Below are 26841 nucleotides of genomic sequence, written 5' to 3'. Positions count from 1 at the left end.
CTTCAGGTTCGTGTGTCGATGGTCAGGCCGGATTTGCCGCAAATCTCGACGATGTGGTCGTAGCCCAGCTTGGAATACTCGTAGGGATTGGCCTTGGCCGGGTCCTGTTCTGCCTCCACCACGATCCAGCCGGTATAGCCTGACTTTGCCAGCGCGTCGGTGACGGCCTGAAAGTCGACGCAGCCTTGCGGATCGCCCGGCACGGTGAAGGCACCCGCAATCACACCGTCCAGAAAGCTGCGGTTTTCGGCGCGGATCTTGGCTGCCACATCCGCGCGGACATCCTTGAAGTGGACATGCCGGACGCGGTGGCCCCATTTATCCAGCGTCGCCATCACATCGACCCCGCCAAAATGCAGGTGGCCGGTGTCAAACAGCAGCGTCACCGCGTCCGAGCTGCCCTCCATCAGCCAATCAATGTCGTCCTGATCCTCGATCATCGAGCCCATGTGGTGATGATAGGCCAGCACCATACCCTGATCTGCCATCCATTTGGCAAGCTCGGACAGCTTGGCGGCATAAGTTCTGATTTCATCGCGTGATAGTTTGGGTCGGTCGTTCACAGGCGTGTTTATCTGGCCCTGAACTGTGTTCGAGCATTCCGCATAGACCAGGCAGGGCGCGTTGAGTGCCACGAATTGATAGACCTGCCGGCGCACTGCCTCGATTTCATCAGACGCGCTGGTCCCCATCAGATTGCCCGAACACCAACCGCCGCAAAGCGCGATGTTATTGGCATCGAGATATTGGCGCAGCCCGTCGGTGTCCTGCGGCATCCGGCGGCCGCGTTCGACACCGGTATAGCCGATTTGGCGCGCCTCTAGCAGCGCCTGTTCCATCGTGAAGCCCGCCGTCAGATCCGGCAGGTCGTCGTTTTGCCACGCGATGGGAGAGATCCCGATCCGGACGCTCATTGGGTTTTTCTTTTCTCAAGGGCCGCCTCATAGGCCGCGCGTTTTTCGTTTACTTCGGGCCGGGTGCTGACCTCTGGCACGGCAACCTCCCACCATGTGCCGCCATTGGGGGTGGACGGGTAGGGGTCCGTGTCGATGACAATGACATAAGGTCCGGTGATGTCGCCCCGCTTGGCCAGCGCGTCCTCTAGCTCCGCAATAGACGCAACCTTGACCGAGGTTGCGCCCATCGCGCGGGCATGCGCCGCAAAGTCGATGGCCGAAGGCGTCTCGTGGATCGTGTGATCCAGCAGATTGTTGAACTCTGCCCCGCCAGTGCCCATTTGCAGCCGGTTGATGCAGCCAAAGCCGCGATTGTCCGTCACCACGACAGTAAAGCCGATCCCCATCATCGCGGCGGTCGCAAGTTCGGAATTGGCCATCATATAGGTGCCGTCGCCGGTAAAGCAGATCACGTCGCGGTCGGGCTGGGCCATCTTGATGCCCATGGCACCCGCGATCTCATACCCCATGCAGCTGAAGCCGTATTCCATGTGATAGGCACCGGGGCGGGGGGCTTTCCACAGCTTGTGCAATTCGCCGGGCATCGTGCCGGCCGCGCACATGGCAACGGTGTTGTCATTGGCGGCGCGTTGCACCGCACCGATGACCTGCATATCCGTGGGCAGCGCGTTGCCGTCGGTCGGCGCATCGGTCAGGGCATCGACGGCTGCAAACCAATCCGCCTTCAGGTCGGGGGCAAGCGCGTCGGCCTTATAGGCACCAAGCGCGGATGTCAGTTCTTCCAACCCGACCAAAGCGTCGGATTGTACCGGCATCGCGCCATGCTTTTCGGCGTCATAGGCGGCGGTGTTCAGGCTGATCAGCACGCGGGCCGGGTTGGCGAACAGCCCCCAGGATCCGGTGGTGAAATCCTGAAATCGCGTGCCCACGCCCAGCACCAGATCGGCACTCTCGCAGATCTTGTTGGCCGGGTCGCCGCCTGTGACACCGATGGGGCCAAGGTTCAGCGGATGATCCCAGGCCAGCGCGGACTTTCCGGCCTGCGTTTCGGCCACGGGGATGTTGTGCGCCTCGGCAAAGGCTTGCAGCGCCTCGGTCGCGCCGGAATAATGCACGCCGCCGCCCGCGACGATCACCGGATTTTTCGCGGCCTTGATGGCCTCTGCTGCGCGGTCCAACTCGCCCGCGTCTGGACGAATGCGGCGCTGATACCAGATCTTTGGCTCAAAGAAGCTGGCGGGGTAGTCATAGGCCTCTGCCTGCACGTCCTGACAGAATGCAAGCGTCACCGGGCCGCAATCTGCCGGATCGGTCATGATGCGGAAGGCGCGGGGCAGCGCGGTCAGCAGATGTTCGGGCCGCGAGATCCGGTCGAAATAGCGGCTGACGGGTTTGAACGTGTCATTGGCCGTGACCGTGCCATCGCCGAAGCTTTCGATCTGTTGCAGCACCGGATCGGGGCCGCGATGCGCGAACACGTCGCCGGGGATCAACAGGACGGGAAGACGGTTCACATGCGCCAGCGCGGCGGCCGTGACCATGTTCGTCCCGCCCGGCCCGATCGAGGTGGCCACGGCCATCGCCCGCCTGCGGCCCGACTGTTTTGCATAGGCAATTGCCGCATGCGCCATGGTCTGTTCGTTATGGCCGCGCCAGGTAGGGATCTGGTCGCGCGCGCCGTGCAGTGCCTCGCCGATGCCCGCGACGTTGCCATGACCGAAGATCGCCCAGATACCGGCGATGAACGGCTCGCCCGTCTCGGTCATTTGTGCGGTCAGATAGCGTATCATTGCCTGCGCGGCGGTCAGTCTGATTGTCTTGCTCATCGCTCTCATCCTCTTGCTGCGATGCGCGCCGCATCCCAGATGTCGCAAAGCCGGGCGTAGCGCCGGGCCATTTCCTCTACCGCGTCGCTGTCCGGCATTTCGCCCGCCATCCAACTGCGCGCGACTGAGCCAAAGATCGTCCGGCCCACGGCGAACCCTTTGACCAGATCATGCCGCGCGGCCAGTTCAAAGCTTGCCGCCAACGCCTCCTCGGGCGCATCAAGGCCCAGCACCACGATGCCGCGTGTGTGTGGGTCGTTGCGGGTGATGGCCTCGACCGTCTTTGTCCAAGCGGCTTCGGTCTTGAGCGGCTCCAGCTTCCACCAGTCGGGATAGACGCCAAGGTCGTAGAAGCGCTGGATCAGCGTCGCGGTCGTGTCATCGTCAATCGGTGCCACTTTCGAAGGGATCACTTCGAGCAGGAATTCCAGATGATTGCGGCGGCAGGCATGGAACAGGCGCAGGATTGTCGCCTCTTGATCGGCCCAGATGGCCGCATCATCATCGGGGTGGCAGAAACACAGCACCTTGACCACCTGATCGCGGGGCCATTCGCCAAGCCCGCCCAGATCCGGGCCAAGCTCTGCCTCCAGCGTCAGGGGGCGCGATCCGGGCCATTCGGTGGGCCGTCCGACCCAAAGCCCGGAGCCGCTGGCCGCGTGCAGCGCGTCCCGCCCGATCCGGTCGTCACACAGGATGCCGTATCCCGGCTTGCCGTTCTGGACTTTGCGCGCCGCCTCAAGGCACAGCGACTTGAATGCGCCGCCCTTGTCCTTCGTGTAGCCGTCGATCTCCTCAAGCTGCATTCGGTGGTCGAAAGCAAAGACCCGCATCGTCGACCAGTCCCCCCGACGGTTGGTGGACCAGTGGACCTGTTCCAGTTCCGCATCGTTGCGCAGGTCCGGGCGCAGGACGCCGCGTTTCAGGAAAAACTGCATCTCGTCCCAGAACGGATAGGCGGGGGTGCACCCATGGCGGCTGACCGCAAAGGCACCGCAGACATTGGCGTATTTCAGCGCGGTGGGCCAATCCTCGCCGTCCAGCCAACCTTTGAGAAGGCCCGACATGAACCCGTCGCCCGCGCCCAGCACGTTGAACACCTCGATCGGGAAGCCCGGTCCGGCCTCGCCATCGTCAAGGCTGTCGGGGATCGCACCGGTAAAGGCCACGGCACCGGCAGCGCCGCGTTTGCAGACCAGCGTGGCGGCCGACACCTCGCGCACGGCACGCAGGGCCGCGACGGTATCGGTGGTGCCGCCTGCGATGTGGAACTCTTCTTCGGTGCCGACGATCAGATCGAACAGATGCAGCGTCGATTGCAACTTGGCCGTGACCTTTTCGCTGGCGACAAAGCGGCTTTCGCCGTCGCCATGCCCGGCCACGCCCCACAGATTGGGGCGGTAGTCGATGTCCAGCGCGGTCTGCATGTCGTTCGCGCGGGCAATTTCGAGCGCCTTCAGCGTCGCGGCCTCTACCTTCGGGTGGCTGAGATGGGTGCCGGTGGCCACGACGGCCCGCGCTGAGGTGATGAAATCCGGATCAATATCATCGACCGTCAGCCCCATATCGGCGCAATTCTCGCGGTAGAAGATCAGCGGAAAGCTGTCGGAATTGCGGATGCCGAGCAATACCAGCGCCGTCAGCCGGTCCGGATCGGTCTTGACGCCTGTTGTATCGACGCCTTCGCGTTCCAGTTCCTCGCGGATGAACCGGCCCATATGTTCGTCGCCCACGCCGGTGATGACAGCGGATTTCAACCCCAGCCGCGCCGTGCCGCAGGCGATATTCGTGGGGCTGCCGCCGATATATTTGTCAAAGGAGCGCATATCCTCCAACCGGCCACCCACCTGGCCACCGTAAAGATCCACCGATGACCGGCCAATCGTGATCAGATCAAGTGCTTTCACAGTTTTTGCCTTTCGAAACGGTCAAGCGCATTCAAGCGCCCAAGCGCGGAAACTCAATTGCCCGACCCGGATACAGACGCATCAGCCGAGCGGTGTCTTGAAACGGAGCGAACCGCTTCGCGAGGGGCTGTCAGAACGGCCCCCTCGCGGGCCGTGCGCCAGTTCCCGGATGCGGGAGGGCGCATGGTTCATCCTTGTCAGTGGTAGGTCAGACCGTACCGCCAAGCGAGCCTTCAAGCGCCGCCATCTCCTGCCCGCCAGCCATCAGATCCTGAAGCTCTTCGGGAGAGATATCGCCACGTTTTGCGGTGCCCAGTGTCTGGCCCCGGTTGAGCACGGTAAACCGATCCCCCACCGCCAGTGCATGGCGCACGTTGTGGCTGATGAAGACCACGCCGATACCCTGGTTGCGCACCTTGTCGATGGTCGCCAGCACGTTCGATGTTTGCCGCACCCCCAGCGCCGAGGTCGGCTCGTCCAGGATCAGAACCTTGGCACCGAAATGCACCGCTCGGGCGATGGCGACGGTCTGACGCTCGCCACCCGACAGGGTTCCCACGGCCTGATCGGGACCGCGCAGGTTGATGCCCATCTTGCGCATCTCGGTCATCGTGACCTCGTTGGCATAGTCGATATCAAACCTTTTCAGCAGGCCTTTTCCCTTTGTGGGTTCGCGTCCCATGAAAAAGTTCCGGGTCACGCTCATCAGCGGGATCATGGCAAGGTCCTGAAACACCGTGGCGATCCCGGCCTCCATCGCATCGCGCGGGGTGGAAAAGCTCATCGGTTTGCCTTCGAACAGGATCTCGCCTTTCGTGGGCTTGTGAACGCCCGACATCGTCTTGATGAAGGTCGATTTGCCAGCACCGTTATCGCCAAGAAGGCAGTGGCATTCACCGGGGCGGACATCAAAGCTGACCCCGGCGAGGGCGATGATATTGCCGAAATGCTTTTCGATATTCTTCATTTCGACGATGGGCGCTGCACTCGTGGCGTCACCGTGATGGAATGTGCTGTCATCAGTCATATCAACGCTCCCCCGTGACGCGCTTGCGGATCGCGTTGTTGAACAGGACTGCAATCAGCAACATGCCACCAAGGAAAACCTGGAACCAATCCTGATCGAAATCCGTGTAGGTCAGGCCAATCACCACCATGCCAAAGATGATTGCCCCGAAAAAGGCCCCGATGGCAGATCCGTAGCCGCCGGTCAGCAGGCAGCCCCCGATCACGGCCGCGATGATGGCTTCAAACTCTTTCTGAAACCCGCGGCGGGCATCGGTCGAGCCTGCGTCGATCACGGTGATGATGGCCACCAGAGCGGCACAACAGGCCGTCAGCATGAACAGTGACACCTTGACCCGTGTGACGGGAACGCCGGAATTGGAAGCCGCATTGGTGTCACCGCCTGCTGCGAATATCCAGTTGCCTGCAGGGGTGCGCAGCAGAACATAGGTGGCCAGCAGGGTGATCACCACGAACCACAGGATTTCCACCGGGATGCCGGGCACTTTGGGGGTACCGTTCTTGAAGGTTTCGACCCACCCGTTTTCGGCCAGCCAGGCGAAAAGGCCGGGAAAGGCATCGCCCGAGAAGAACGGCGTCAGCCAGTCGGTCTCGGTCGCGTCACGCACGCCGCGCAGCTGGGTGGACCCGCCGGTTGCCGCCTTCAGCCCGACCAGCGACAGGCCGCGCAGGATGAACAGAAACGCCAGCGTCACGATAAAGGATGGCAGTCCGGACCGGATCACGATGGTTCCGTTGATCGCGCCCACACAGCCCGCGAAGACAAATGTCAGCGGGATCGCGACGGCCAGTGGCAGGCCCCAGTTTATCACGCAGACGGCAAAGAACAGGCCCGCAAAAGCGACCATGGATCCGATGGACAGGTCAAATTCACCGCCAATCATCAACAGCGCGGCACCGATTGCCAGAATACCCAGTTGAGAGGCCGGAGACATGAAATTCATGAAACCCGACAGGCTGAACATGGAGCCATCCGCCGTGATCGAGAAAAAGATGACAACCAGAATGACACCTGCAATCGCGCCCAGCTCTGGCCGTTGCATCAGTTTTGCGAAAAAGGGCTGGGATTTCACCCTTTCATCGACAGGTGGGGTAGATGAATTTTCCATGTGATCCTCTTGGGTTCCACGGGGTCGGCATCGAAATGCCGAACCCTTTGGTCTACTCAGTCAGCTTTGGATCAACGAATGCCCTGAGCCGACAGTTCTACGACCTGTGCGGCCTTGTCGGACGTGACCAGGTTTGGACCCGATGGCACGTTGCCGCCCGGCATCAGGCCATATTTGGCATTCAGCGCCATGAAATTGACCGACAGATAGCCTTGCAGAAACTGCTGCTGGTCGACCGCGAAGGCCGCATCGCCATCCACCACGGATTGCAGGAAGTTGGCTGAGAGATCGAACGAAGCCACGTTGACGTCGCGGCCCGATGCTTTGGCCGCGGCAACCGATGGCTCGCCCGCAGTGCCGGCACCCAGTGCCATCACGGTGTCGACGCTTTCATCCGACGCCAGCGCGGCGCTGACTTTCGACTCGATTTCAGTCGGGTCGTTGGAGGTGGGCAGAACGGTGACATTACCGCCAAAACCTTCGGCGAACCCGTCGCAGCGTTGGTCAAGCGAGACGTTGCCGACCTCGTGGTTCACGCAAATGCCATTTGTGCCGCCCATCTCGGCCAGCTTCTCGCCCGCGGCCTTGCCTGCGTCGAATTCATCCTGACCGACATGCAGCAGGGCACCAAGTCCTTTGGAGACGTCAGAACCCGAGTTGATCGAGATCACCGGAATACCTGCCGCAACCGCACGTTCGATCGATGGCCCCAGCGCGTCCGCGTCGGGGATCGAGACGATCAGCCCGTCAGGTTCCTGATTTACCGCCGCGTCGATCAGCTGGGACATGGCCACCATGTCAAAGGTTTCCGGTGCGCGGTAATCGACGTTGATGCCGGTATCCTTGCCGGCCTGCTCGACGCCGTTTTTGACGACATTCCAGAACGCGTCATTTGCCTGACCGTGTGACACCACAACGATGTCCTGAGCGAATGCCGGTGTTGTCAGTGCAATCGCGCTGGCTGCCAGTGCGCCTTTCAATAGAGTGTTCATTGTCTTCCTCCCAATGAGTTATGGTAATGCGGGCCATCCCGACCCCAAGCCGAAGCCCGCAAGCAGTCCCCGGCTTATCCGGCTTTTGCCGGATTATGTTTGGCTTGAAACGCTGATCTACCTCCTTCTGATCCCGAACTTCGGCCACATTGCAACCGGTTTCAACAATATTCTGACAGGTTGACCGGCGCGCCGGTTCTGGCGGAACGCGTGGCGGCCTCTGCCATCGCCAGTGCGGTGACGCCGTCATCCAACGTGACAGGCATGGGGGATCGGGTCGTGACCGCCTCGACAAATGCCGACCATTCGGCAATGTAGGCGGGCATGTAGCGCTCCAGGAAAAAGTAGGTGGGCTTTGCTCCGGTAACGCCTGAACTTGTCGATTTAACCACCGTGTTTTCCAGCATATTCTGCGCCTGTAGCAAGCCTTCGGACCCCAGTAATTCCACCCGTTGATCGTAGCCGTAAACGGCGCGGCGCGAGTTCTTGATAACGGCGATCCGGCCATCGGCGTAGCTCAGCGTGACCACGGCTGTATCGACATCCCCAGCCGCGCCGATCGCCGCATCGACGACCGAACTGCCCACCGCGCTGATCGAAACCGGTGCGTCGCCCATTATGAAATTTGCCATGTCGAAATCGTGGATCATCATGTCCCGGAACAACCCGCCCGACACTTTGATATAGCTGACTGGCGGCGGTGCGGGATCGAATGAGGTGATCGACAAAAGCTCGGCCTTGCCGATCTCGCCCGCATCCAAGGCTGCCTTGAGCGCCCCGAAACTGGGATCGAACCGGCGGTTGAAGCCGATCATCACCGGCATGCCGGTCTTTGCAACGGCCCGTTGGCAGGCTTGCGCACGTTCCAGACTTAGATCAACGGGCTTTTCGCAAAGCACGGCCTTTCCGGCGGCGGTGGCTGCTTCCATCAGATCCGAATGGGTGTCCGTGGAGGTGGCAATCAGGACCGCGTCGATTGTGGGATCGGCAATGATTTCATCCGAGCTTTGCGCCTTTGCGCCGAATTCCGCTGCCAGCTTGTTCGCGTTTTCCGCAGTCGCATCAGACACGGCCACCAAGCGGCTACCCGAATGTGCCGAAATGGCCCGTGCGTGTACGTTGCCGATGCGGCCCGCGCCCAGAAGCCCAATATTCAGCATGTTTCCCCCGAATCCTGTTGTTGCGGGCCATGGTGGCAATTTTTGCACACGCGTGCAACAAAAAACTGCACGCGGGTGCAAATGTTCTGGAGGCTGGGTGGTTAATCAGCTAGCCTGACAATAAGGAGGCGCGGAACATGCCATCAAATGTCGCACAAGACAGCATCACTGCCGACGATGTCGCGGAACTGGCAGGCGTGTCCCGTTGGACTGTAAGCAGGGCGTTCAAGAAAGACGCCTCGATCTCTGCCAAGTCCCGAAAGAAGGTTCTCGAAGCCGCGACAGAGCTTGGCTATGCGCCGGATCTGTTGGCGGCGAGCCTCGCGTCGGACAAAAGCAACCTTGTTGCACTTCTGGTCGATGATTTCGCCAACCCGCACAAGCTGGTGATGATGGAGCGGCTGACTCGCATCCTGCGCAAGAATGGTTGGGATACGTTGCTGGTGAACACTCTGGACGAAAACGATGCCTCTGCGGCTTTGATGAATGCCAGCCAGCGCAGAGTGGACGCGGCCGTGCTGATCGGTGTGAACTTCAACGATCAGGAACTGGCTGCGGCGCTTGGCGCGCGCCGTGTCAAAAAGCTGATCGTGTTTGCGCGCAGCTCTGAAAACCCCAACACGATTTCGATCTGCTGTGATGACCGGTCAGCGATGACAGAGATCACTGGCCACGTCATCCGCAAGGGTTATCGGCGGCCATTGTTTCTGGCCGGTCCGCAGACTCAATCCGCCCACCTGATGCGGAAGGAAACATTTGTCAGACTGTGGCATGAGGCCAATGGGGACAGGCCGGATTTCATTTCCGTCGGCAGTTACGATCCGGCGCTGGCCTACCAATCTGTCGCGGATCGCATGCGAAACAGCACGACAGACGCCAGGCCTGACGTCGTCGTTTGCGAAAACGATGCGCTGGCGATGGGGGCCGTCGACGCGATCCGCTATGAGCTGGGCCTGAAAGTACCCCAGGACATTGCCGTGACCGGCTTTGACGATGTACCCCAAGCGGCCAGCCCGCATTATTTGCTGACCACCTATCGGCAACCGATTTCCGCGATGGCCGAAGGGTTGGTGCAGGTTTTGAAAGGTGAATCCGACACAACGGATCTTTGCCGGTTTTCGGGACAATTGATCATTCGTGACAGTGCCTGACATGTGCAAACTCCCGACCCGTTTCTCGACCGCGACGAATGTTGGCGACAGGAAAACGCCAGTTTTTCAATCCGTGACGAAAAGACCCTTGTAGGCCTCGCGCAGCAGGTTTTTCTGGACCTTGCCCATCGTGTTGCGGGGCAGGGCATCCACGGTGATGATCTTGCGTGGGTGTTTGAAGCGGGCCAGTTGCTCGACGCAGGCCGATAGAAGCTGCTCGGTGGCTGGTGTCTGGTCTTTCTCGGGCACGATTGCCGCAACTGCGGTCTCGCCGAAATCCTTGTGCGGAACGCCGATCACTGCGCTTTCAAGAACGCCGGGTTGACCGTCCAACACAAGCTCAATTTCTTTGGGGTAGATGTTGTAGCCGCCGGAAATGATCAGGTCCTTGTTTCGGCCGACAATGGTGACGTAGCCATCTTCATCCTGCACGCCCAGATCGCCGGTGATGAAAAAACCGTCCGCGCGCAATTCAGCGGCGGTCTTTTCGGGCATCTGCCAGTAGCCCTTGAAGACGTTGGGACCGCGCACCTCGATCTGTCCGACCTCACCGCGCGGCAGTTCCTCGTCCGTGTCGGGATCGGTGACCTTCAATTCGACGCCGGGCAGGGGGACGCCGACAGTGCCCGCCCGGCGGTCGCCCTCATAGGGGTTAGAGGTACTCATGTTCGTTTCCGTCATCCCGTAGCGTTCCAGAATGCGGTGGCCGGTGCGGTCTTCGAACCGGATATGCGTTTCGGCCAGCAGCGGCGCAGAGCCGGATATGAACAGCCGCATATGCCGGGCAAGATCACGGTCAAAGCGCGTATCCTCCAGCAGCCGGGTGTAGAAGGTTGGCACCCCCATCATCGTCGTCGCTTCGGGCAGGCGTGCAATAATGGTGTCGGGATCGAATTTCGGCAGAAAGATCATCGCCCCGCCTGCCAGCAGCGTCACATTGGTCGCCACGAACAGCCCGTGCGTGTGGAAGATCGGCAGCGCGTGTATCAGGACGTCCTGTGCCGTGAAGCGCCAATACTCCACCAGCGTTTCCGCGTTGGACAGAAGGTTGGCCTGAGTCAGCATCGCCCCTTTTGATCGCCCGGTGGTGCCGGACGTGTACAGTAAAGCGGCCAGATCATTCTCTGTGCGTTCTGCGGTCTGGAAGGTCACAGGCTGCGTTTGCGCGGCGTCCGGCAGGCTGCCCGTTCCATCGCCATTCAACGTCATCAACTGCGCGCCCAAGCTTTCGGCCATCGGGCGCAGATCTTCTTCGGTGGCACCGTCGCATACCATCAGCTTTGCGCCGGAGTTTTCGACGAAATATTCCAGTTCGTCGTGGGTGTAGGCGGTGTTCAGAGGCAAAAAGACAACGCCTGCCTGCACACAGGCCGCATAAAGCGCCAGTCCCTGTGGCGATTTTTCGACTTGCGCGGCCAGCCTGTCACCGGGCTGCAAACCTGCGCGTGTCAAAACATGCGCGAATTGCGCCGCCATTTTCAGGAAATCACCGTGGTGCAGGACCTTGCCGGAGGGCAGCAGCAAGAACGGCGTGGACTTGCCTTCGTGAGCCCCGAAAAGACGATCATAAAGCGGGTTCATGGTGCGGTTTCCTTCAATCTCGCCTCACCGGCCTGGGCCAGGCTTCGCAGATCCGGCGAGGTGGCAATGACGCCGTCAGACGCAAATTTCTCGTGGTTTTGCGACACGCGGGCCAGATCGTAAAGGTAGTTGACCATGACGCCCTCAGATTGGGCGCGCCCCTTGGGCGAGGTGTCCGCCCCGGCATGCAGCGCATGTACCACCGCGCCGTTGCCAAGATGAAACCGTGCCACCGGGTCCAGCGGCTTGCCGTTGTCGCGTTTGGCGCGGGTCAGATAGTAGGCCGCCAATTGGCGCAGGGTTGTGTCGTCCCGAGTGCTGTCAGGCAGATCCTGATCGCCCAGCCAGCGGACAAAACCGGGGATCGGTGACAGCGTGACAAAGGTTTTCAGTCCCGGCAGCTGCGCGGACAGATCCGCAGCCACCTGTTTGATCAGTGAATTGCCGAAACTGATTCCGGCCAGCCCGGACTGGCAGTTGGAGATCGAATAGAACACCGCCGTGTCGGCCTGTTCAGGCGCAAGCGCGCTGCGGCCTTCGGCCAAAAGCGTCTGGATAGAGCCGGGCACGCCCTTGGTCAGCGCGACCTCGACAAATATCAGCGGATCATCCGGCATGGACGGGTGAAAGAAGGCAAAGCATCGTCTGTCGGCAGGTTGCAGACGGCGGCGCAGTTCATTCCAACTGTCGATGGCATGCACGGCCTCATAGGCGATGATCTTTTCCAGAATATGCGCAGGGCTCTCCCAGCTGATCGGCCGCAACACCAGAAAGCCGCGATTGAACCACGAGGCAAAAAGGTGACGAAGGTCGAGATCCAGTGCCATCAGCGCGTTGTCCTCCCGTCCCAGCCGCAGAAGATCGGACCGCATCGACACCAAAAGATGTGTGGCTCCGGGGACTTGATTCAGGCGGCGGACAAGTTCTTGCCGGGGCGGCTCGGCAGCGGCCATGAAGACGCGATAGCTGGTCTTGCCCGGCGATGCCTCATAGGCATCCAGTGCCACGCGCACCGCTTGGGGGTCCAGATCCATCCCAAGTGCCATATGGCGGAAGAAATCCAGCTTTTCGGCGTCGTCCCATTTGGCATAACGGTCAAGGATCTGGCGCGCGACGGCCTGCCCGGTGACATCGCCCGAGGCGCTGACAAGATCGTCCGTCAGCTCTGACAAGGTGCGGTCGTCCTCCCGCGCGAGACCAAAGCGGTAGCGACGGTCGAATATGTTGCTTAACAGATCGGCAAAGATGCTCACAATGTGGCTCCCATCACGACTTCAGGCCACAGGATTGCCCGTTCCGCAAACAGGCACAACAGGGCAATCGCCGCAAGGTGGCTTGCGAGTTGGGAAAGCTGTCACGACCCAAAGCGGATGAGCGCTTTGGGTCGAGGTGTTTGCTTTCAGGCGTTGGCCTTCGCATCTGCCCGACGTTCTTTCGGAAAGAAGCTGTAATAGAAGACCGGTGCCGCGATCAGGGTCAGGACAGAGGCGAATCCCAGCCCGCCCATGATGGTCACCGCCATAGAGGCAAAGAACGCGTCGGACAGAAGCGGGATCATCCCCAGGATCGTCGTTGCCGCCGCCAGAACGACGGGGCGCAGACGCGAGGTGGAGGCGTCCAGGATCGCCTTGCGGAAGCCGACGCCTTCGGCACGGACCAGATCAATCTCCTCGACCAGAACGATGCCGTTCTTGATCAGCATCCCCGAGAGGCTGAGCAGACCCAGCAACGCGGTGAACGAGAAGGGCAGACCGGTGCCCAACAGACCCAGCGCCACGCCGTTCACGCTCATCGGGACAAGCAGCCAGATGATAACCGGCTGACGGATCTTCCCGAACAGCAGGACAGAGATCAGCACCATGGTGATCAACGACAGCGGCAATTGCTTGCCCAGCGATGCCTGCGCTTCGGTCGAGTTTTCATACTCGCCACCCCATTCCATCTTGTAGCCTTCGGGCAATTCAATCCCTTCGACCGCACTGCGGATCTGGGTGAAGACCGTCGCGGCATTCACGCCCGCCGGAACGCCGGCCTGAACGGTGATCGTCTCCACCCGGTCACGACGCATCAGAAGTGTATTCTGCGCCTCCCAGGCGAAGCCGTTGGTGATCTGTGATACCGGGATGTAGGATTTGGCTGCCGCCGAATAGACCGGCAGATCCGACAAATGCGCGCTGCCTTCAGACGCGGCGCTGTCAGTGCGCAGAACGATCGGGATCAACCGGTCACGTTCGCGGTAGACGCCGACACGAATGCCTTCGGACCCCAGTTGCAGCGATTGCGCGACATCCTCACGGCTGACGCCGGCGGCTTTTGCCCGTTCGTCAGCGAATCGCGGTACGATCACCAATTCACGTTCCCGCCAATCGGTGCGCAGATCCTGCAACTGATCGGAGGTTTCGGTCAGCACGGCGGTTGCCTCTTGTGCCAGACGGCGCAGCACGACCGGATCGGGGCCGGAGAATCGTGCCGCGATGGGCGAGCCGCCGCCCGGCCCGAATGCCAGCCGCTCGGTCCGGAATTCCCCGGAGGTCAAGGTGCTGCGACCGAAGGCTTCGAGATCTTCGCGCAAGTCCGGGATCTGTTCCAGCGTATCGGTGCGAATGATCAGGTGGCCATAGGTCGGAAGGGCTTCCTCTGGTGCGTAGGTCAGCATGAAGCGGGTAGCCCCGCCGCCGATGAAGGTCGAGACAGAGACAACCTCGTCGCGGTCCGCCAGCCAATCCTCAAGCTGCGCCATATCGTCGGACACACGGTGAATGCTGGCACCCTGCGGCAGTTTGTAATGCACATAGAAGAGCGGCGTGTTGCTGTCCGGAAAAAACTGCTGTTTGACCTGCCCGAACCCGATATAGCAGACCACCGTGATGCCGATCAGCGCAAGGATGACAAGGTAGCGCAAGCGCAGCGCCGCGGACAGCACTGCGCGGTAGGTCCGGAACAGCGGCCCGCCATATTGGTCGCCAGCGTCGCCGGTGCCGGTCTTGAAGAAATAATGCGCCAGAAGCGGCGTTGCGGTGATCGCCAGAATCCAGGACAGCAGAAGCGAAATCCCGATCACCGCAAAGAGCGAGAACAGGAATTCGCCCGTCGCGTCCGGTGACAGGCCGATCCCTGCAAAGGCCATGATGCCGATCACCGTGGCACCCAGAAGCGGGGTTTGCGTCTTGGCGGCGACATCCTCCGCGGCATCGCGCGCGGTCTTGCCTTGCGCCATGTCGCCTTGCATGCCTTCGGCCACAACAATGGCGTTGTCCACCAGCATGCCCATCGCGATGATCAGCGCACCAAGCGAGATCCGTTCCATCTCGATGCCGAAAATCGCCATCAGAAAGATCGTGCCGACAACGGTCAGAAGCAGTGTTGCGCCCACAACCACAGCCGCGCGCCACCCCATGAACAGCGCCAGCACCAGGACGACGATGCCCACCGACATCGCCAGATTCAGCAAAAAGGCGTTCGACGCTTCATCCACCACCACATGTTGCTGGTAGACCGGGTGCAGTTCGACCCCTGCCGGCACGTCGCGCATGATTTCGGCCAGACGCACATCCACCCGTTTGCCAACATCGACGATGTTCAAGGCGGCCTTGCCCGCGACACCCAGGGTAAAGGCCTCCTGGCCCTGAAATCTGATGATCTCGGTGGGCTCTGTCACCCGGCTGCGCGAAACCGTCGCAAGATCCAGCATGTCGATGACCTCGCCGCCGACACCGATGGTCAGGTTGGCGATTTCCTCGACGGTTTCCGTGCCCTCGGGGGCCTGAATGCGGATCTGCTGCCCACCTTGGGTGACGCTGCCTGCTTCTGTGCGCGTGTCCGTGTTCGACAGCGCACCCGCGATGGCGTTGGGTGCGATCCCCAGATTGGTGATGATCGAGGTGCTGGCATCGACATAGACAGCTTCTTCCGGCAGGCCCGCCACGGCGACATCCGCCACGCCGTCCACCGCCAAAAGCTCGCGCCGCAGGTAGTCCGCGATTTCGTGACGCTCTGCATCGGAAAATCCGGGAGCTGTCACCGCATAGAATACACCGTATACGTCGCCGAAATTGTCGTTGACGATGGGTGTGCCAGCCTCAGGCGGCAGGCTGCGTTGCGAGTCCGCCACGCGGTTGCGCAGTTTGGTCCAGATCGCCGGCAATTCGGTGCCATCATAGGTCGATTCGATATTGACCGAGATGCGGCTGACGCCAGGTTTGTTGGACGAGGTGATAAAGTCGATCTCACCCATCTTCTGGATCTCGGATTCGATGGGTTCCGTGACCTCGCGCGCCACCTGTTCAGCGGTCGCACCGGGGTATTGTGTGAAGATGATGGCGTTCTTGATCGTAAAGGCCGGATCTTCGAGGCGGCCGATGGTGGCGAAGCCCCAGATCCCACCCAGCAAACATGCCAGCATCAGAATCCAGGTGATCAGCGCCTTGTCGATGGACGCGCGCGCGATGGACATGGGCTTATTCTCCGACGCGGGTGAAGGGGCGAACGGATTGACCATCCGTGAGCTGTGAAGCGCCGGTCAGCACGATCTGCGTGCCGCCTTCGGGGCCGTCGATCATGTGCAACTGGCCGTCTTCCTGCAACTCCACCTCAACCGGGACGCTGCGGACCTTGCCATCCTCGAAGACCATGACAGACGGGGCACCCGCCGGGTCATAGATCAGCGCTGTTTCTGGCAGGATGATGCCGTCGGGTTGGGTGCCTTCGGCCGAGGCATAGACCGTCACCGACGCGCCGGGAAGAACGTAGTTTCCGGGGTTTTCGGTGAAGGCGAGGGTGATCGTGTAGGTCTGGCCGACCGAGGACGTCTCTGCTTCGAATTCGCGCATGGCGAGCGCAAAGCGTGTGGTGTCGCCGGGCAGTTCTGCCGCAAATGTGACACCGCCACCAGCACCGGCCTGCCGGAACAGGACCTCCGGCACTTCGATGTCGACGCGGATTTCCGAAACGTCATGCAGGCGCACAACCGGCGTACCGGCTGCCACAGTGGTGTAATTTGCCACCAGCCGCCGCGCCACCAAGGCATCGAAGGGGGCGTGCAGCGTGGCATGTTCCAGGTTGTCCTGCGCGCCCGCAAGTGCAATGTCGGCCAGCTGAAGCTGGGTTTCAGCGTCGCGGACCTGCACTTCTGATACGGCCTGACCACGCAGCGATTTCAGGCGATCCGCATCTCGCTGGGCTTTGTCGTAATTCGCTTGGGCCTGCGCAAGGGCACGTTCGTATCCGTCCAGATCAAGCCGGGCAATCAGGGCGCCGCTGGCCTTTTTGCTGCCTTCATCGGCGTTCAAGTCCACGATCTGTCCACCCACCTGAAACGCTAGGTCGACGGTCTGGCGTGCCTGCACCTGTCCGAAGAACTGACGTTGCAGGACGACAGGGCCAGAACGTAGCTCTATCAGTTTTACGGGTTTCACCACCTCTTGTGCGGCAAGCGAAGAGGCGGCCAGAGCGAGGACTCCGAGAAATGGAAGAAAAAAGCGCACGGCGTGTCCCTTTTGTGTGGTTCCGCGATTCGCTGCACAAATATGCCAAAGTCGGACAAATGCAAACTGATCGGTTCAGTTATTTTGCCACAGTTGCGCACTGACGTTGTGTCGAGCCGCACTTGATCGCGGATATTGTCGGACTCTCGCTGCGCAATCGCAAGGGGAAGCGTGTTGAACGGAACTGTCCACGCATGATCTTGCAGTCAGGCAGCGTGCCTCGGGAGGAGCGTCACCTCCGGCGATCCAACCAGTCTTCAATTTCGCGAAGGCGCGTCCGCGCAACCGGAACCACAGTCTTGTCCTCCAGCACCAAGACATGCCGACTGCCTTCGCGATCCAGGCGTGGTTTGGCGTTCCGCGACACCCACCAGGAGCGATGCGGCTGAATACCATCCTCTGGAGCGGTCTGGGCAATCAGATCACTCAGACGGGCACGGTGCCGGATATGGGTGTCTTGCAGTTGGATGTGGATAAAATGTTCCTGTGCGCAAACGTGATAGAGGCGATCTATCGGAAGGCGATGGTGCCCAACCGCGATGTGGCGCGGCTGTGCCTCCAACGCACGGGTCTTCACCGAACGCGTTTTTCTTATGACCTCAGGCAGGACATAGCGGGAGAACACCGTCTCCAGCACTTGAACGGTCAGAAATAGTGGCAGGAATCTCTTCGGAGCGAAGATGCGAAGATCTGTCCCGGAGAATGAATCGGCAAGCGCCGTGGTCAGAGAAAGTGCCGGTATCAGCACCAGAATGCTGAGCAGCGGCAGCGGCACAAGAAGACGCGGAAATCTGGTTTGCAGCGGTGCAACAACCAATAGTGCCGGAGTATAGAGCGCAAGATAGACAACGAAGCCCGCGACCCAATACCCGGCAGTGACCGGAAAAGCATAATGGACGCTGATGTTGGACGGGTCGGCTGCCAGCAACACGACGATGCTCAGCGCGTAAAACAGCAAGGTTTTACGATGCAATAAATAATCAGGTACATCTTCCAGCCGAACGTCGAGAGATCTGCCAAGAATGTCGACGAGACGTATATCCGGTTCGAAATTGCCTATTTTTCTTGTCACGGGTCAAATCCAAGCCATCGAGGCGATACGAATTGAGTCTATCGTCTCTGTCGGTTGTGCGCGAACGGTTCCCATGCTTGACGGCCTGTGTTTTCAGGGGACTGTCGCTATTTAGCGTCACTTTGATTTACCCAAGCCTGCGCCTTGGCTTTATTCGCGCAAGCGTCGGATTAAGACATCGGCAAGGCGCATTTCCGCGAAGTGGAAAAAATGCGCTGTGCAGCCTGCGGAAACTGCTTGACGGTCGGCAGACAGCGCCATAGAAGACCGCTCACGCCCAAGGTTCGGGTGTGCAGCGGGCGGTTGTAGCTCAGATGGTTAGAGTACCGGCCTGTCACGCCGGGGGTCGCGGGTTCGAGTCCCGTCAACCGCGCCACCGCTGCCAATTTTGAACCAGGGTCAGGATCACAGCCGAACGTTCTGTTCGGGATCCGATACAGATGCGCGGTTGTAGCTCAGATGGTTAGAGTACCGGCCTGTCACGCCGGGGGTCGCGGGTTCGAGCCCCGTCAACCGCGCCACTACTGAATAACATGTCAAAATTCAAAATATTCCGGGAACTTGATCGCTCGTCGTGGGTTGGGTTTCCATGATGGGTACAGGCAGGATATTTCGAGAAATTGGCTGCAAGCCGATGTTTTCTCCCGCTGCGGGAGGTCTCGACGAAAAAAGGCACCCTGAAGGGTGCCTAGCAGAACAGGAGGGGACGCTCGGTCCTTCTGATCGTTTGGGTCGCTTAACGTCCCCAGCTGCGCACAGGACCACAGTCCATGTGCACGAAATCGGATTTCGAATAACGCCCCACGCCGCCTGCATGACAGGCCGCCGCAGCCCGCGCCACTTGGCTGACCGAACGCGATCCAAGTCGCAGATCCGCAGCCTGTCCCTTGAGGTGCAGCGAGTTTTTCGCGACACCCGACGAGCGCGCGCGCAGCATCGCATTGGTTTTAGGGCTGCGATAACCGGACAACAGCATGTAAGGTTCGCTGACATCCATAAGATTATGCGCAGCTGCCATGATGTCGATGGTGCGCAAATCGATTTGCTTGACGTCGTTCGTGCGCCAGTCGCGCATGAAGTGGTGAACTTCTTTCACGGCATCGGCAATATAGTCACCTTCGATCCAATAGATCATATCAAGCCGTTCGCCAGTTCGCCCGGAATACATGCGTATCCGGCGAATGTCGCCGGCACCGCGCAAAAAGCCGGCTGCGTTGCTGAAGGTTGGTGTCGCCGTGACCATGGTTGCAGCGAATGCACCAAGAAGGTGCCGCCGCGATACTCCGCGAGTGCGTATGTCAGTCATGTTATTAGCGCCTGTCCCGTCGCTCGGTTTCGTGATGCCCGTGTCGTTGCACGGCCGTGATGTGACATCCCCGCCTGACTTATTGCATATTCCGATTCGACGACCAAGGCCGTTTTCGGTGTCCGGCAGAGGATCAAGAGATTTGAGCAATTTTTCGCTGAAATTGGTAAAGATGTGGCTAATGTGTCCGCAAACAGGTGCGGGGCTGCACCACGAAGGTCTGTTTGGAAGAAGTTTACCGTTTGTGAATAGACTTGTGGGCAGTTTTGGACGAGATGCGTTTAGATGGGGATATCAGTTGTTGTAAGGGGGTTCGTATGAGCCAACGTTTTTCGGTCAATCTCAAACTGCACCTGCGGGTCATCTCGGTCGCCACCATACTTGCATTGACATGGCCTTTTGCCGCGACGGCGCAGGTAACGGCGTTCAAACAGGCAGTGGCCGAAGCTGCTGCGCAGGACACTGATATCGCTGCTTTTTATCGGGCCAACGATTTCGATCCGATCTGGACCGGAAGCTCCTCTGACGACAAGGCGCGGCGACAGGCATTGCTGGATGCTGTCGTGACGGCGAACGCCCACGGGCTACCTGCGGGCCGTTATGACGCGACGATGCTGAAGACCAAGATGCAGGGGGCGACCGATCCGCGTGCCCGCGGTCACGTCGAGGTCGAACTCAGTAAGGTCTTTTTGCAATTCGCCCGTGATATACAGACCGGGATTCTAACCCCTTCGCGCATTGACAGCGAGATCAAGCGCACTGTTCCGCTGCGCAATGGAACTTCTTATCTTGCCGCCCTTACAACAAGCAGCCCCGCCGCGTTCTTCAAAGCCTTGCCGCCGCAATCGCCCGAATATGCGCGCCTGATGAAAGAAAAACGTGTGCTTGAAATGCGGCTCGCGCAGGGCGGATGGGGGCCAAAAGTGAACGCCGACAGTTTGAAGCCCGGTCAAACGGGCAATGCGGTGGTTGCATTGCGCAATAGGTTGATACTGATGGGATATCTTGGCCGGACGGCTCAGGCCGGTTTTGATGCGCAGATGCAGGCGGCCGTGCAATCATTTCAGCAGGATAACGGGTTGTCGGCCGATGGTGTGGCCGGGGCCGTCACAATGGCGGAGATAAATCGCGATGTCGAGGACCGGCTGGCCTCTGTCATTGTGGCGATGGAACGTGAGCGCTGGATAAACCTACCCGAAGGCCTGGGTGAACGGCATATCAAGGTGAACCTCACCGATTTTTCCGCCAAGATCTACGATGACGACAAACTGACCTTTGAAACGCGTTCGGTGATTGGTGCCGATCAGGGCGACCGGCGCAGCCCCGAATTTTCCGACGTGATGGAGTTCATGGTCATCAATCCAAGCTGGTACGTCCCGCGCTCGATCGTGACCAAGGAATATTTGCCAAAGCTGAAATCCAACCGCAATGCGGTCAGCCATCTGATTATCACCGATCGGAATGGCCGACAGATCAACCGTGGTTCGGTGAATTTCTCGGCCTACAACGCCCGGAATTTTCCGTTCTCGATGCGCCAGCCGCCGAGTTCCACCAACGCATTGGGTCTGGTGAAGTTCATGTTCCCGAACAAATACAACATCTATTTGCACGACACCCCTTCAAAAAGCCTGTTTGATCGCGAATCGCGTGCGTTCAGCCATGGGTGTATACGCCTGCAACAGCCCTTTGAATTTGCCTATGCGTTGCTGGCCAAGCAGACTTCGGATCCGCAGGGGCTTTTCCATTCCCGACTGAACGGCGGCAAGGAACAGCGCGTGACACTGGACGAACCCGTGCCGGTCCATTTGATCTACCGGACGGCGATCACCAAGGCGAAGGGCGGGTTGGAGTATCGTCGTGACGTCTATGGCCGTGATGCGCGGATTTGGGGGGCGCTGCGCAATGCAGGGGTGGCCCTGCGGGCGGTTCAGGGATAAACCACTCCGCGCAATGGTCCGGAGGATGCGATGAGCCACACCATCGGTGAGATAGCAGGTGCGCTTGGTCTGAAGGTTGCAGGTGATGCGAGCATCCGGATAACGGCTGTTGCAGAACCTGCCGACGCGCGCCCCGAAGATCTGGCGCTTGCGATGAAACCGGATTTTGCAGCGGATATTGGCAAAGGGCAAGCGCGTGCCGCGATGCTGTGGGAAGATGCGGACTGGCAAGCAATGGGGCTTCAGGGGGCCGTTCTTGCGGCGCGCCCGCGACACGCGCTTTCGGGCCTGTCCAGCATGTTGGACCCCGGACCGGGCTTCGCGCCGGGAATCCATCCCACAGCATGCATAGACGAAACTGCTGTTCTGGGTGCCGATGTGTCCGTGGGGCCGTTCACGGTGATCGGGCGGAATGTGAAAATCGGCGCGGGATCTGTCATCGGCCCACAATGCCATATTGGCGACAGCTCTGTTCTGGGGGAACGGGCGGAGCTGCGCGACGGGGTCCGCATCGGGGCGCGTGTCATCATCGGGGCGCGGTTCATCTGCCAATCAGGCGCGATAATTGGCGGCGACGGGTTTTCATTCGTAACGCCCGAACAATCGGCTGTGGAGCGCGCGCGTGGCACCCTGGGCGATCAGGGCGAGATCGCTGCGCAACCTTGGGCGCGGATCCATTCGCTTGGTGCGGTCAACATCGGTGACGATTGCGAAGTCGGTGCCAATTCCTGCATTGATCGTGGCACCGTGCGGGACACCTGTTTGGGGAATGGCACAAAACTCGATAATCTTGTGCAGATTGGCCATAATGTTGTGATCGGCGACCATTGCTTGTTGTGCGCACAGGTAGGTGTGGCCGGGTCCACTCGACTGGGCAATCACGTCGTGCTGGGCGGACAAACGGGCGTTGGTGATAATCTTTTCATCGGGGACCATGTGATCACGGGTGGCGGCACCAAGGTGCTGGCCAATGTGCCGGGGGGGCGTGTGATGCTGGGTTATCCGGCGGTGCAGATGCAGAAACATATCGAAATCTACAAGGCCATGCGCCGGTTGCCACGGCTGTTTCGTGACGTCGCTGCTTTGCAGAAATCGGTTTCAAAGCACGAGCAGAACGGCTAAAGCCTCGCTCAGAACGTGACAACAGGAGCGGTGCCATGGAGATCAGGGAAAAAGTGATCGAAATAGTGGCCGAACAGGCTGTTCTGGAGCCTTCGGACGTGACGATGGACAGCACGCTGGAAGAGCTGGGGATCGACAGTCTTGGGCTGGTTGAAAGCATCTTCGCGATCGAAGAGGCGTTCGACATTTCTGTCCCGTTCAACGCCAACAATCCGACCGAAAGCGAATTCGACATCTCGACCGTGCGCACCATCGTCGCCGGCATCGAAAAGCTGGTGCGAGACCAAAAGCCGTGAAACGTGTCGTCATAACCGGCGCGGGAACGATCAATGCGTTGGGCGGCGATGTGCCCGCGACGCTGGAAGCGATGCGCGAGGGGCGCTGCGGCATTGGCGAATTGGACATCCGCGATGTGGACCGTCTGGCCGTCCGCATCGGTGGGCAGGTCCGCGAGTTCGAGGCCGAAAACGTCTTCAACCGTCAGCAGCTGACGCTCTATGACCGCTTCACGCAATTCACCTTGGTGGCCGCAGCTGAAGCCATCGCGCAATGCGGACTGGAGTTTACCGGCGAGTTGGCTGCCAAGGCAGGCGTCATTCTGGGCACGGCGGGGGGCGGTGTGTCTACCTGGGATGATAATTACCGCTCTGTCTATGAGGACGGAAAAAACCGCGTGCATCCTTTTGTGGTGCCGAAGTTGATGAACAACGCCGCAGCCAGCCATGTCTCGATGCAGTATAATCTGAAAGGGCCGAGCTACACGGTGTCCACGGCCTGTGCATCGTCGAACCATGCCATGGCGCAGGCGTTTCAGATGGTCCGGTCGGGTATGTCAAAAGCGATGGTGACAGGCGGATCGGAATCCATGCTGTGCTTTGGCGGGGTGAAGGCCTGGGAAGGTCTGCGTGTGATGAGCCGCGATGCCTGCCGGCCCTTCAGCGCCAATCGCAACGGCATGGTGCAGGGAGAGGGCGCAGGCGTTTTTGTCTTCGAGGAATATGAACATGCGCGCGCCCGCGGTGCCGAGATATTGGCCGAAGTGATTGGCTATGCGATGAGTTCGGACGCGGCCGATATCGTGATGCCGTCCAAGCAGGGTGCCGCACGCGCGATTGCAGGCGCGCTGGACGACGCGCAGGTGTCGCGAAGCGAGGTAGGCTATATCAACGCGCATGGCACCGGAACGGCCGCGAATGACAAGACCGAATGTGCCGCGGTTGCGGATGTTTTCGGGCCGTATGCGGATACGCTGATGATCTCTTCCACGAAATCGATGCATGGCCATCTGATTGGTGGAACCGGCGCGGTGGAGCTGTTGGCCTGTATCATGGCGCTGCGCGACGGGGTGATCGCGCCCACCATCGGTTATCAGGAACCTGATCCGGAATGCGCGCTGGACGTGGTGCCGAACGAGGCGCGCGACGCCGATGTCAAAGTGGCGCTTTCCAATGCTTTTGCGTTTGGCGGGTTCAATGCGGTTCTGGCGCTGCGCCGGGTCTGATCGCATGGCCGGGCTTGACCTGGCGGAGCGCCTTCGGCGCGCTTTGTGTCTCGTCAAAGGCCTTGCGGCCTTTTCCTCGCTCTGCGGCCAAAGGTGAGGTGACGCATTACGAGAGCGCAGCTCCAGGGTCATGGCAGCAGGTGAAGCCAGCCCCAGATTGTCACGATGGACAGCGCGGTCGAGATCAGCACCGCAGACGCGGCGACGCGTTTGGCCCGTCCGTACATATTGGCAAAGAGGTAGGTATTGACGCCGGGGGCCATGCTGGCGGTCAGTACGGCAGAGCGCATTTCCGCAGAAGTAAGACCGGTGCTGCGGCCCATCATGTAGGTGATCGCGGGATGCAGGATCAGCGACAGCGCGCAGACAAAGGCGATAACGCGCAGGTCGCCTTCGGGGCGATAGCGGTAGAGGATGCCGCCCAGACCGAAAAGCGCGCAGGGCAGGGCGGTTCGGACCATCATGTCGATCGCCTCTGCCGCAGGGTCGGGCAGGCCGATGCCACCCAGGTTAAACGCGAACCCCAGCGCGATGCCGAGGATCAGAGCGTTGCTGAACATGGCACGACCGACGGTCATTGGCAGACGCGTCAGCCCCTCGCCGCGCGCATGCGCGCGGGCGACCTCCATCGCGGTGATGCCGACGGCGTAGCAGAACGGGGCGTGCACCGCGACGATCGCATAGTTGGCTTCCAGCGCCGAGGCCCCATAGGCGCGTTCGGTGATGGCCAGCCCCAGCATCAGCGAATTGGAAAACAGACCGCAGAACCCGATGGCAATGGAATCCTCGACATCCCGGCCGAACAGGTAGCGCGCGCCGAGATAGCCAGCGCAGAAACCGGCCAGCGCGCCAGCGTAGAAGCTGCCCAAGAGGGCGATATCGAAGCTTTGGCCAAGGTCGAGCTGCCAGATCGCGCGGAACAGCAGGCAGGGAAGGGCGAAGTTCTGGGTGAACTTCATCAAGCCGTCTACCGCGTCATTGCTGAACCAGCCGCGCCAGACCGCCGCATAGCCTGCTCCGATCACCAGAAAGACCGGCAGGATGACGTCGATCAGCGCCTGCATGGATGTGGCCTGATTTCGAAAGCCAAAGGGGAGATTGGTGAAAAACAGGGGCGGGCCGAAAAATGCGGCACCATCTTTCCGATCACAGCTTGTAGCGGATCACCATACCGTCGAATGCGGGGGTGATGTGGTCGGGGGTTTCAGCTTCAATGGTCGCATAGTCGAGGTCGTTATGCATATTCGTCAGGACGGCGCGGCGCGGCGCTGCCTGGGCGATCCAGTCCAGCGATTGCGCAAGATGCGAATGGGTCGGGTGCGGCTTGCGGCGCAGCGCGTCCAGCACCCAGCAGTCGAGGTTTTCGACCTGCGTCCAGGCCTCATCGGTCATTTCTGCGACATCGGGCAGGTATGCGAGGTTTTCAATGCGAAAGCCCAAAGCGTCGATTGAGCCGTGATTGACCTGAAACGGAGTCAGGGTAATCGGGCCACCTGCACCGTTGACAGTAAAGGGACCGTTGATCGTATGCATGTCAAGGATCGGCGGGTAGGGGCTGTCTTTCGGCTGCACAAAAGCGTAGCCAAACCGCGAATAGAGGCCGTTTTGCGTGTCGCCATCGGCCCAGACCGACAAGCGATTGCGAATGTTGAAAACGATCATTCGCAGATCGTCGATGCCGTGGACATGGTCGGCATGGCCATGCGTGTAGGCCACTGCGTCAAGTTCGCCGACACCTGCGTCCAGCAATTGCTGGCGAAGGTCCGGCGAGGTGTCGATCAGCACGCGGGTGGTGCCGTCGGAGGTCTCGCGCTCGACCAGCATAGAGCAGCGGCGACGGGTGTTCTTGGGGTTCTCGGGGTCGCAATCGCCCCAATGTCCGCCAAGGCGCGGCACGCCGCCCGAAGACCCGCAGCCGAGAATGGTGAAGCGAAGCTCTCGGGTCATGGCGCGGCCCGGTAGCTGGCGGCCTTGGCAAAGAGCCGGTCGAAATTTGCTTCTGTCTGTTGGGCGAACGCGGCATAATCGAGGCCGAAGACCTCTGCACCGACGCGCGCGGTGTGCGCGGTATAGCCCGGCTCGTTTCGGCGCCCGCGATGCGGCGGCGGCGCAAGATAGGGGCTGTCGGTTTCCACCAGAATGCGCTCGACCGGGGCGGCAGCGAAAATGTCGCGCAACTCCTGGCTTTTGGGGAAGGCGGCAATGCCGGACATCGAAAGATAGAAGCCCAGATCAAGCGCGGCCTTGGCCAGTTCGGCGCTGGAGGAAAAGCAATGCATCACGCAGGAATAGGCACGGTGGCGATAGGTTTCGGTCAGGATGCGGGCCATGTCGTCATCAGCCGCGCGCGCGTGGATGATAAGGGGCAGGCCGGTTTTCTGCGCCGCCTCGATATGGACGCGCAGGGACTTTTTCTGAATATCGGCGCTTTCCGACGTGTAGTGATAGTCAAGTCCGGTTTCGCCAATGCCGACGAATTTGGGATGCTGCGACAGGGCGACAAGGTCGTCCACCGATACTAGCGGCTCTTCTGCGGCGCTCATCGGATGTGTGCCTGCCGCGTAGAAAACCGGCGCGTGCGCCTCGGCGATGGCGCGCACCTGCGGTTCGCTCCGCAGTCGCGTGCAGATTGTCACCATGCGGTGAACGCCTGCCTCCAGCGCACGGTCGATGACGGCGTCGCGTTCCTCGTCGAAATCGGGAAAGTCGAGATGGCAATGGCTGTCGGTGATGTGTGGGATCTGGGTCATG

21 protein-coding genes and 2 tRNA genes are annotated in these 26841 nt (G+C 60.3%); 7 read left to right on the top strand and 16 right to left on the bottom strand.

Features of this window, described 5'->3' with window-relative positions:
* Positions 1–2 precede the first annotated feature (2 nt).
* The 7 genes from iolE to iolG form a co-directional block, all read right to left on the bottom strand.
* Positions 3–914 (bottom strand): myo-inosose-2 dehydratase, encoded by a 912-nt coding sequence (gene iolE, locus B8991_RS18075; protein WP_084354431.1) that lies wholly within the window; start codon positions 912–914, stop codon positions 3–5.
* On the bottom strand, positions 911–2743 hold the full coding sequence (gene iolD / locus B8991_RS18070) for a 3D-(3,5/4)-trihydroxycyclohexane-1,2-dione acylhydrolase (decyclizing) (RefSeq protein ID WP_084354429.1): 1833 nt from the start codon (positions 2741–2743) through the stop codon (positions 911–913). Before iolD ends, iolE begins: the two co-directional genes overlap by 4 nt.
* 5 nt (positions 2744–2748) lie before the next feature.
* Positions 2749–4650, bottom strand: coding sequence for a bifunctional 5-dehydro-2-deoxygluconokinase/5-dehydro-2-deoxyphosphogluconate aldolase (locus B8991_RS18065; protein ID WP_084354427.1), 1902 nt, complete (start codon positions 4648–4650; stop codon positions 2749–2751).
* Between the two features lie 208 nt (positions 4651–4858).
* Positions 4859–5677: an ATP-binding cassette domain-containing protein gene (locus tag B8991_RS18060; protein WP_084354425.1), complete on the bottom strand. Its 819-nt coding sequence runs from the start codon at positions 5675–5677 to the stop codon at positions 4859–4861.
* 1 nt (position 5678) lies between these two features.
* Positions 5679–6785 (bottom strand): ABC transporter permease, encoded by a 1107-nt coding sequence (locus B8991_RS18055; protein ID WP_084354423.1) that lies wholly within the window; start codon positions 6783–6785, stop codon positions 5679–5681.
* A 71-nt stretch (positions 6786–6856) separates the two neighbouring features.
* The gene (locus B8991_RS18050) at positions 6857–7777 is read right to left on the bottom strand and encodes a sugar ABC transporter substrate-binding protein (RefSeq protein ID WP_084354421.1); all 921 of its coding nucleotides are present in this window, start codon (positions 7775–7777) and stop codon (positions 6857–6859) included.
* Positions 7778–7938: 161 nt separating this feature from the next.
* Positions 7939–8937, bottom strand: coding sequence for an inositol 2-dehydrogenase (iolG, locus tag B8991_RS18045; RefSeq protein ID WP_084354419.1), 999 nt, complete (start codon positions 8935–8937; stop codon positions 7939–7941).
* Between the two features lie 137 nt (positions 8938–9074).
* Between iolG and B8991_RS18040 the strand changes: the two genes are divergently transcribed.
* Positions 9075–10088: a LacI family DNA-binding transcriptional regulator gene (locus B8991_RS18040; RefSeq protein WP_084354417.1), complete on the top strand. Its 1014-nt coding sequence runs from the start codon at positions 9075–9077 to the stop codon at positions 10086–10088.
* Positions 10089–10154: 66 nt separating this feature from the next.
* On the opposite strand, the gene B8991_RS18035 is transcribed toward B8991_RS18040, so the two are convergent.
* The 5 genes from B8991_RS18035 to B8991_RS18015 form a co-directional block, all read right to left on the bottom strand.
* Positions 10155–11669 carry a malonate--CoA ligase gene (locus B8991_RS18035; protein WP_084354415.1) on the bottom strand — a complete coding sequence of 505 codons (1515 nt, stop codon included), beginning with the start codon at positions 11667–11669 and terminating at the stop codon, positions 10155–10157.
* Positions 11666–12922 (bottom strand): malonyl-CoA decarboxylase, encoded by a 1257-nt coding sequence (locus B8991_RS18030; protein ID WP_084354413.1) that lies wholly within the window; start codon positions 12920–12922, stop codon positions 11666–11668. The genes B8991_RS18035 and B8991_RS18030 overlap by 4 nt, the downstream gene beginning before the upstream one ends.
* Positions 12923–13068: 146 nt before the next feature.
* The gene (locus B8991_RS18025) at positions 13069–16122 is read right to left on the bottom strand and encodes an efflux RND transporter permease subunit (RefSeq protein WP_084354411.1); all 3054 of its coding nucleotides are present in this window, start codon (positions 16120–16122) and stop codon (positions 13069–13071) included.
* Positions 16123–16126: 4 nt separating this feature from the next.
* On the bottom strand, positions 16127–17152 hold the full coding sequence (locus B8991_RS18020) for an efflux RND transporter periplasmic adaptor subunit (protein WP_084354409.1): 1026 nt from the start codon (positions 17150–17152) through the stop codon (positions 16127–16129).
* A gap of 232 nt (positions 17153–17384) precedes the next feature.
* Positions 17385–18224 carry a LytTR family DNA-binding domain-containing protein gene (locus B8991_RS18015; RefSeq protein ID WP_084354407.1) on the bottom strand — a complete coding sequence of 280 codons (840 nt, stop codon included), beginning with the start codon at positions 18222–18224 and terminating at the stop codon, positions 17385–17387.
* Between the two features lie 299 nt (positions 18225–18523).
* On the opposite strand from B8991_RS18015, the gene B8991_RS18010 reads away from it, so the two are divergent.
* Together B8991_RS18010 and B8991_RS18005 are read left to right on the top strand one after the other, a co-directional pair.
* Positions 18524–18600 (top strand) — tRNA-Asp (locus tag B8991_RS18010).
* 68 nt (positions 18601–18668) lie between these two features.
* Positions 18669–18745, top strand: a tRNA-Asp gene (locus B8991_RS18005).
* Between the two features lie 215 nt (positions 18746–18960).
* On the opposite strand, the gene B8991_RS18000 is transcribed toward B8991_RS18005, so the two are convergent.
* Positions 18961–19530 carry a peptidoglycan L,D-endopeptidase MepK gene (locus B8991_RS18000; protein ID WP_084354405.1) on the bottom strand — a complete coding sequence of 190 codons (570 nt, stop codon included), beginning with the start codon at positions 19528–19530 and terminating at the stop codon, positions 18961–18963.
* A gap of 317 nt (positions 19531–19847) precedes the next feature.
* On the opposite strand from B8991_RS18000, the gene B8991_RS17995 reads away from it, so the two are divergent.
* Genes B8991_RS17995 through B8991_RS17980 form a run of 4 tightly spaced genes read left to right on the top strand, consistent with a single transcriptional unit; the run spans position 19848 to position 24090 of the window.
* Entirely contained in the window at positions 19848–21467 is a 1620-nt protein-coding gene (locus B8991_RS17995) for a L,D-transpeptidase family protein (protein WP_084354403.1), read from the top strand.
* 30 nt (positions 21468–21497) lie between these two features.
* The gene (locus tag B8991_RS17990; RefSeq protein ID WP_084354401.1) at positions 21498–22589 is read left to right on the top strand and encodes a UDP-3-O-(3-hydroxymyristoyl)glucosamine N-acyltransferase; all 1092 of its coding nucleotides are present in this window, start codon (positions 21498–21500) and stop codon (positions 22587–22589) included.
* A 35-nt stretch (positions 22590–22624) separates the two neighbouring features.
* Complete coding sequence (locus tag B8991_RS17985; RefSeq protein ID WP_084354399.1) at positions 22625–22885, top strand: acyl carrier protein; 261 nt, start codon at positions 22625–22627, stop codon at positions 22883–22885.
* A complete protein-coding gene (locus B8991_RS17980) occupies positions 22882–24090 on the top strand; it encodes a beta-ketoacyl-[acyl-carrier-protein] synthase family protein (protein WP_084354397.1) in 1209 nt (402 codons plus the stop codon). Before B8991_RS17985 ends, B8991_RS17980 begins: the two co-directional genes overlap by 4 nt.
* Positions 24091–24218: 128 nt before the next feature.
* On the opposite strand, the gene B8991_RS17975 is transcribed toward B8991_RS17980, so the two are convergent.
* The 3 genes from B8991_RS17975 to B8991_RS17965 form a co-directional block, all read right to left on the bottom strand.
* Positions 24219–25154: an AEC family transporter gene (locus B8991_RS17975; RefSeq protein ID WP_084354395.1), complete on the bottom strand. Its 936-nt coding sequence runs from the start codon at positions 25152–25154 to the stop codon at positions 24219–24221.
* Positions 25155–25236: 82 nt separating this feature from the next.
* The gene (locus B8991_RS17970) at positions 25237–26037 is read right to left on the bottom strand and encodes an MBL fold metallo-hydrolase (RefSeq protein ID WP_084354393.1); all 801 of its coding nucleotides are present in this window, start codon (positions 26035–26037) and stop codon (positions 25237–25239) included.
* Complete coding sequence (locus B8991_RS17965; protein WP_084354448.1) at positions 26034–26840, bottom strand: TatD family hydrolase; 807 nt, start codon at positions 26838–26840, stop codon at positions 26034–26036. Before B8991_RS17965 ends, B8991_RS17970 begins: the two co-directional genes overlap by 4 nt.
* Position 26841: the final 1 nt, after the last annotated feature.

This window comes from Primorskyibacter flagellatus (genome assembly GCF_900176485.1).
GTDB lineage: Bacteria > Pseudomonadota > Alphaproteobacteria > Rhodobacterales > Rhodobacteraceae > Primorskyibacter > Primorskyibacter flagellatus.
The sequence above is the reverse complement of the archived record's forward strand: the minus strand, read 5'-3'. Positions and strand labels throughout refer to the sequence as shown.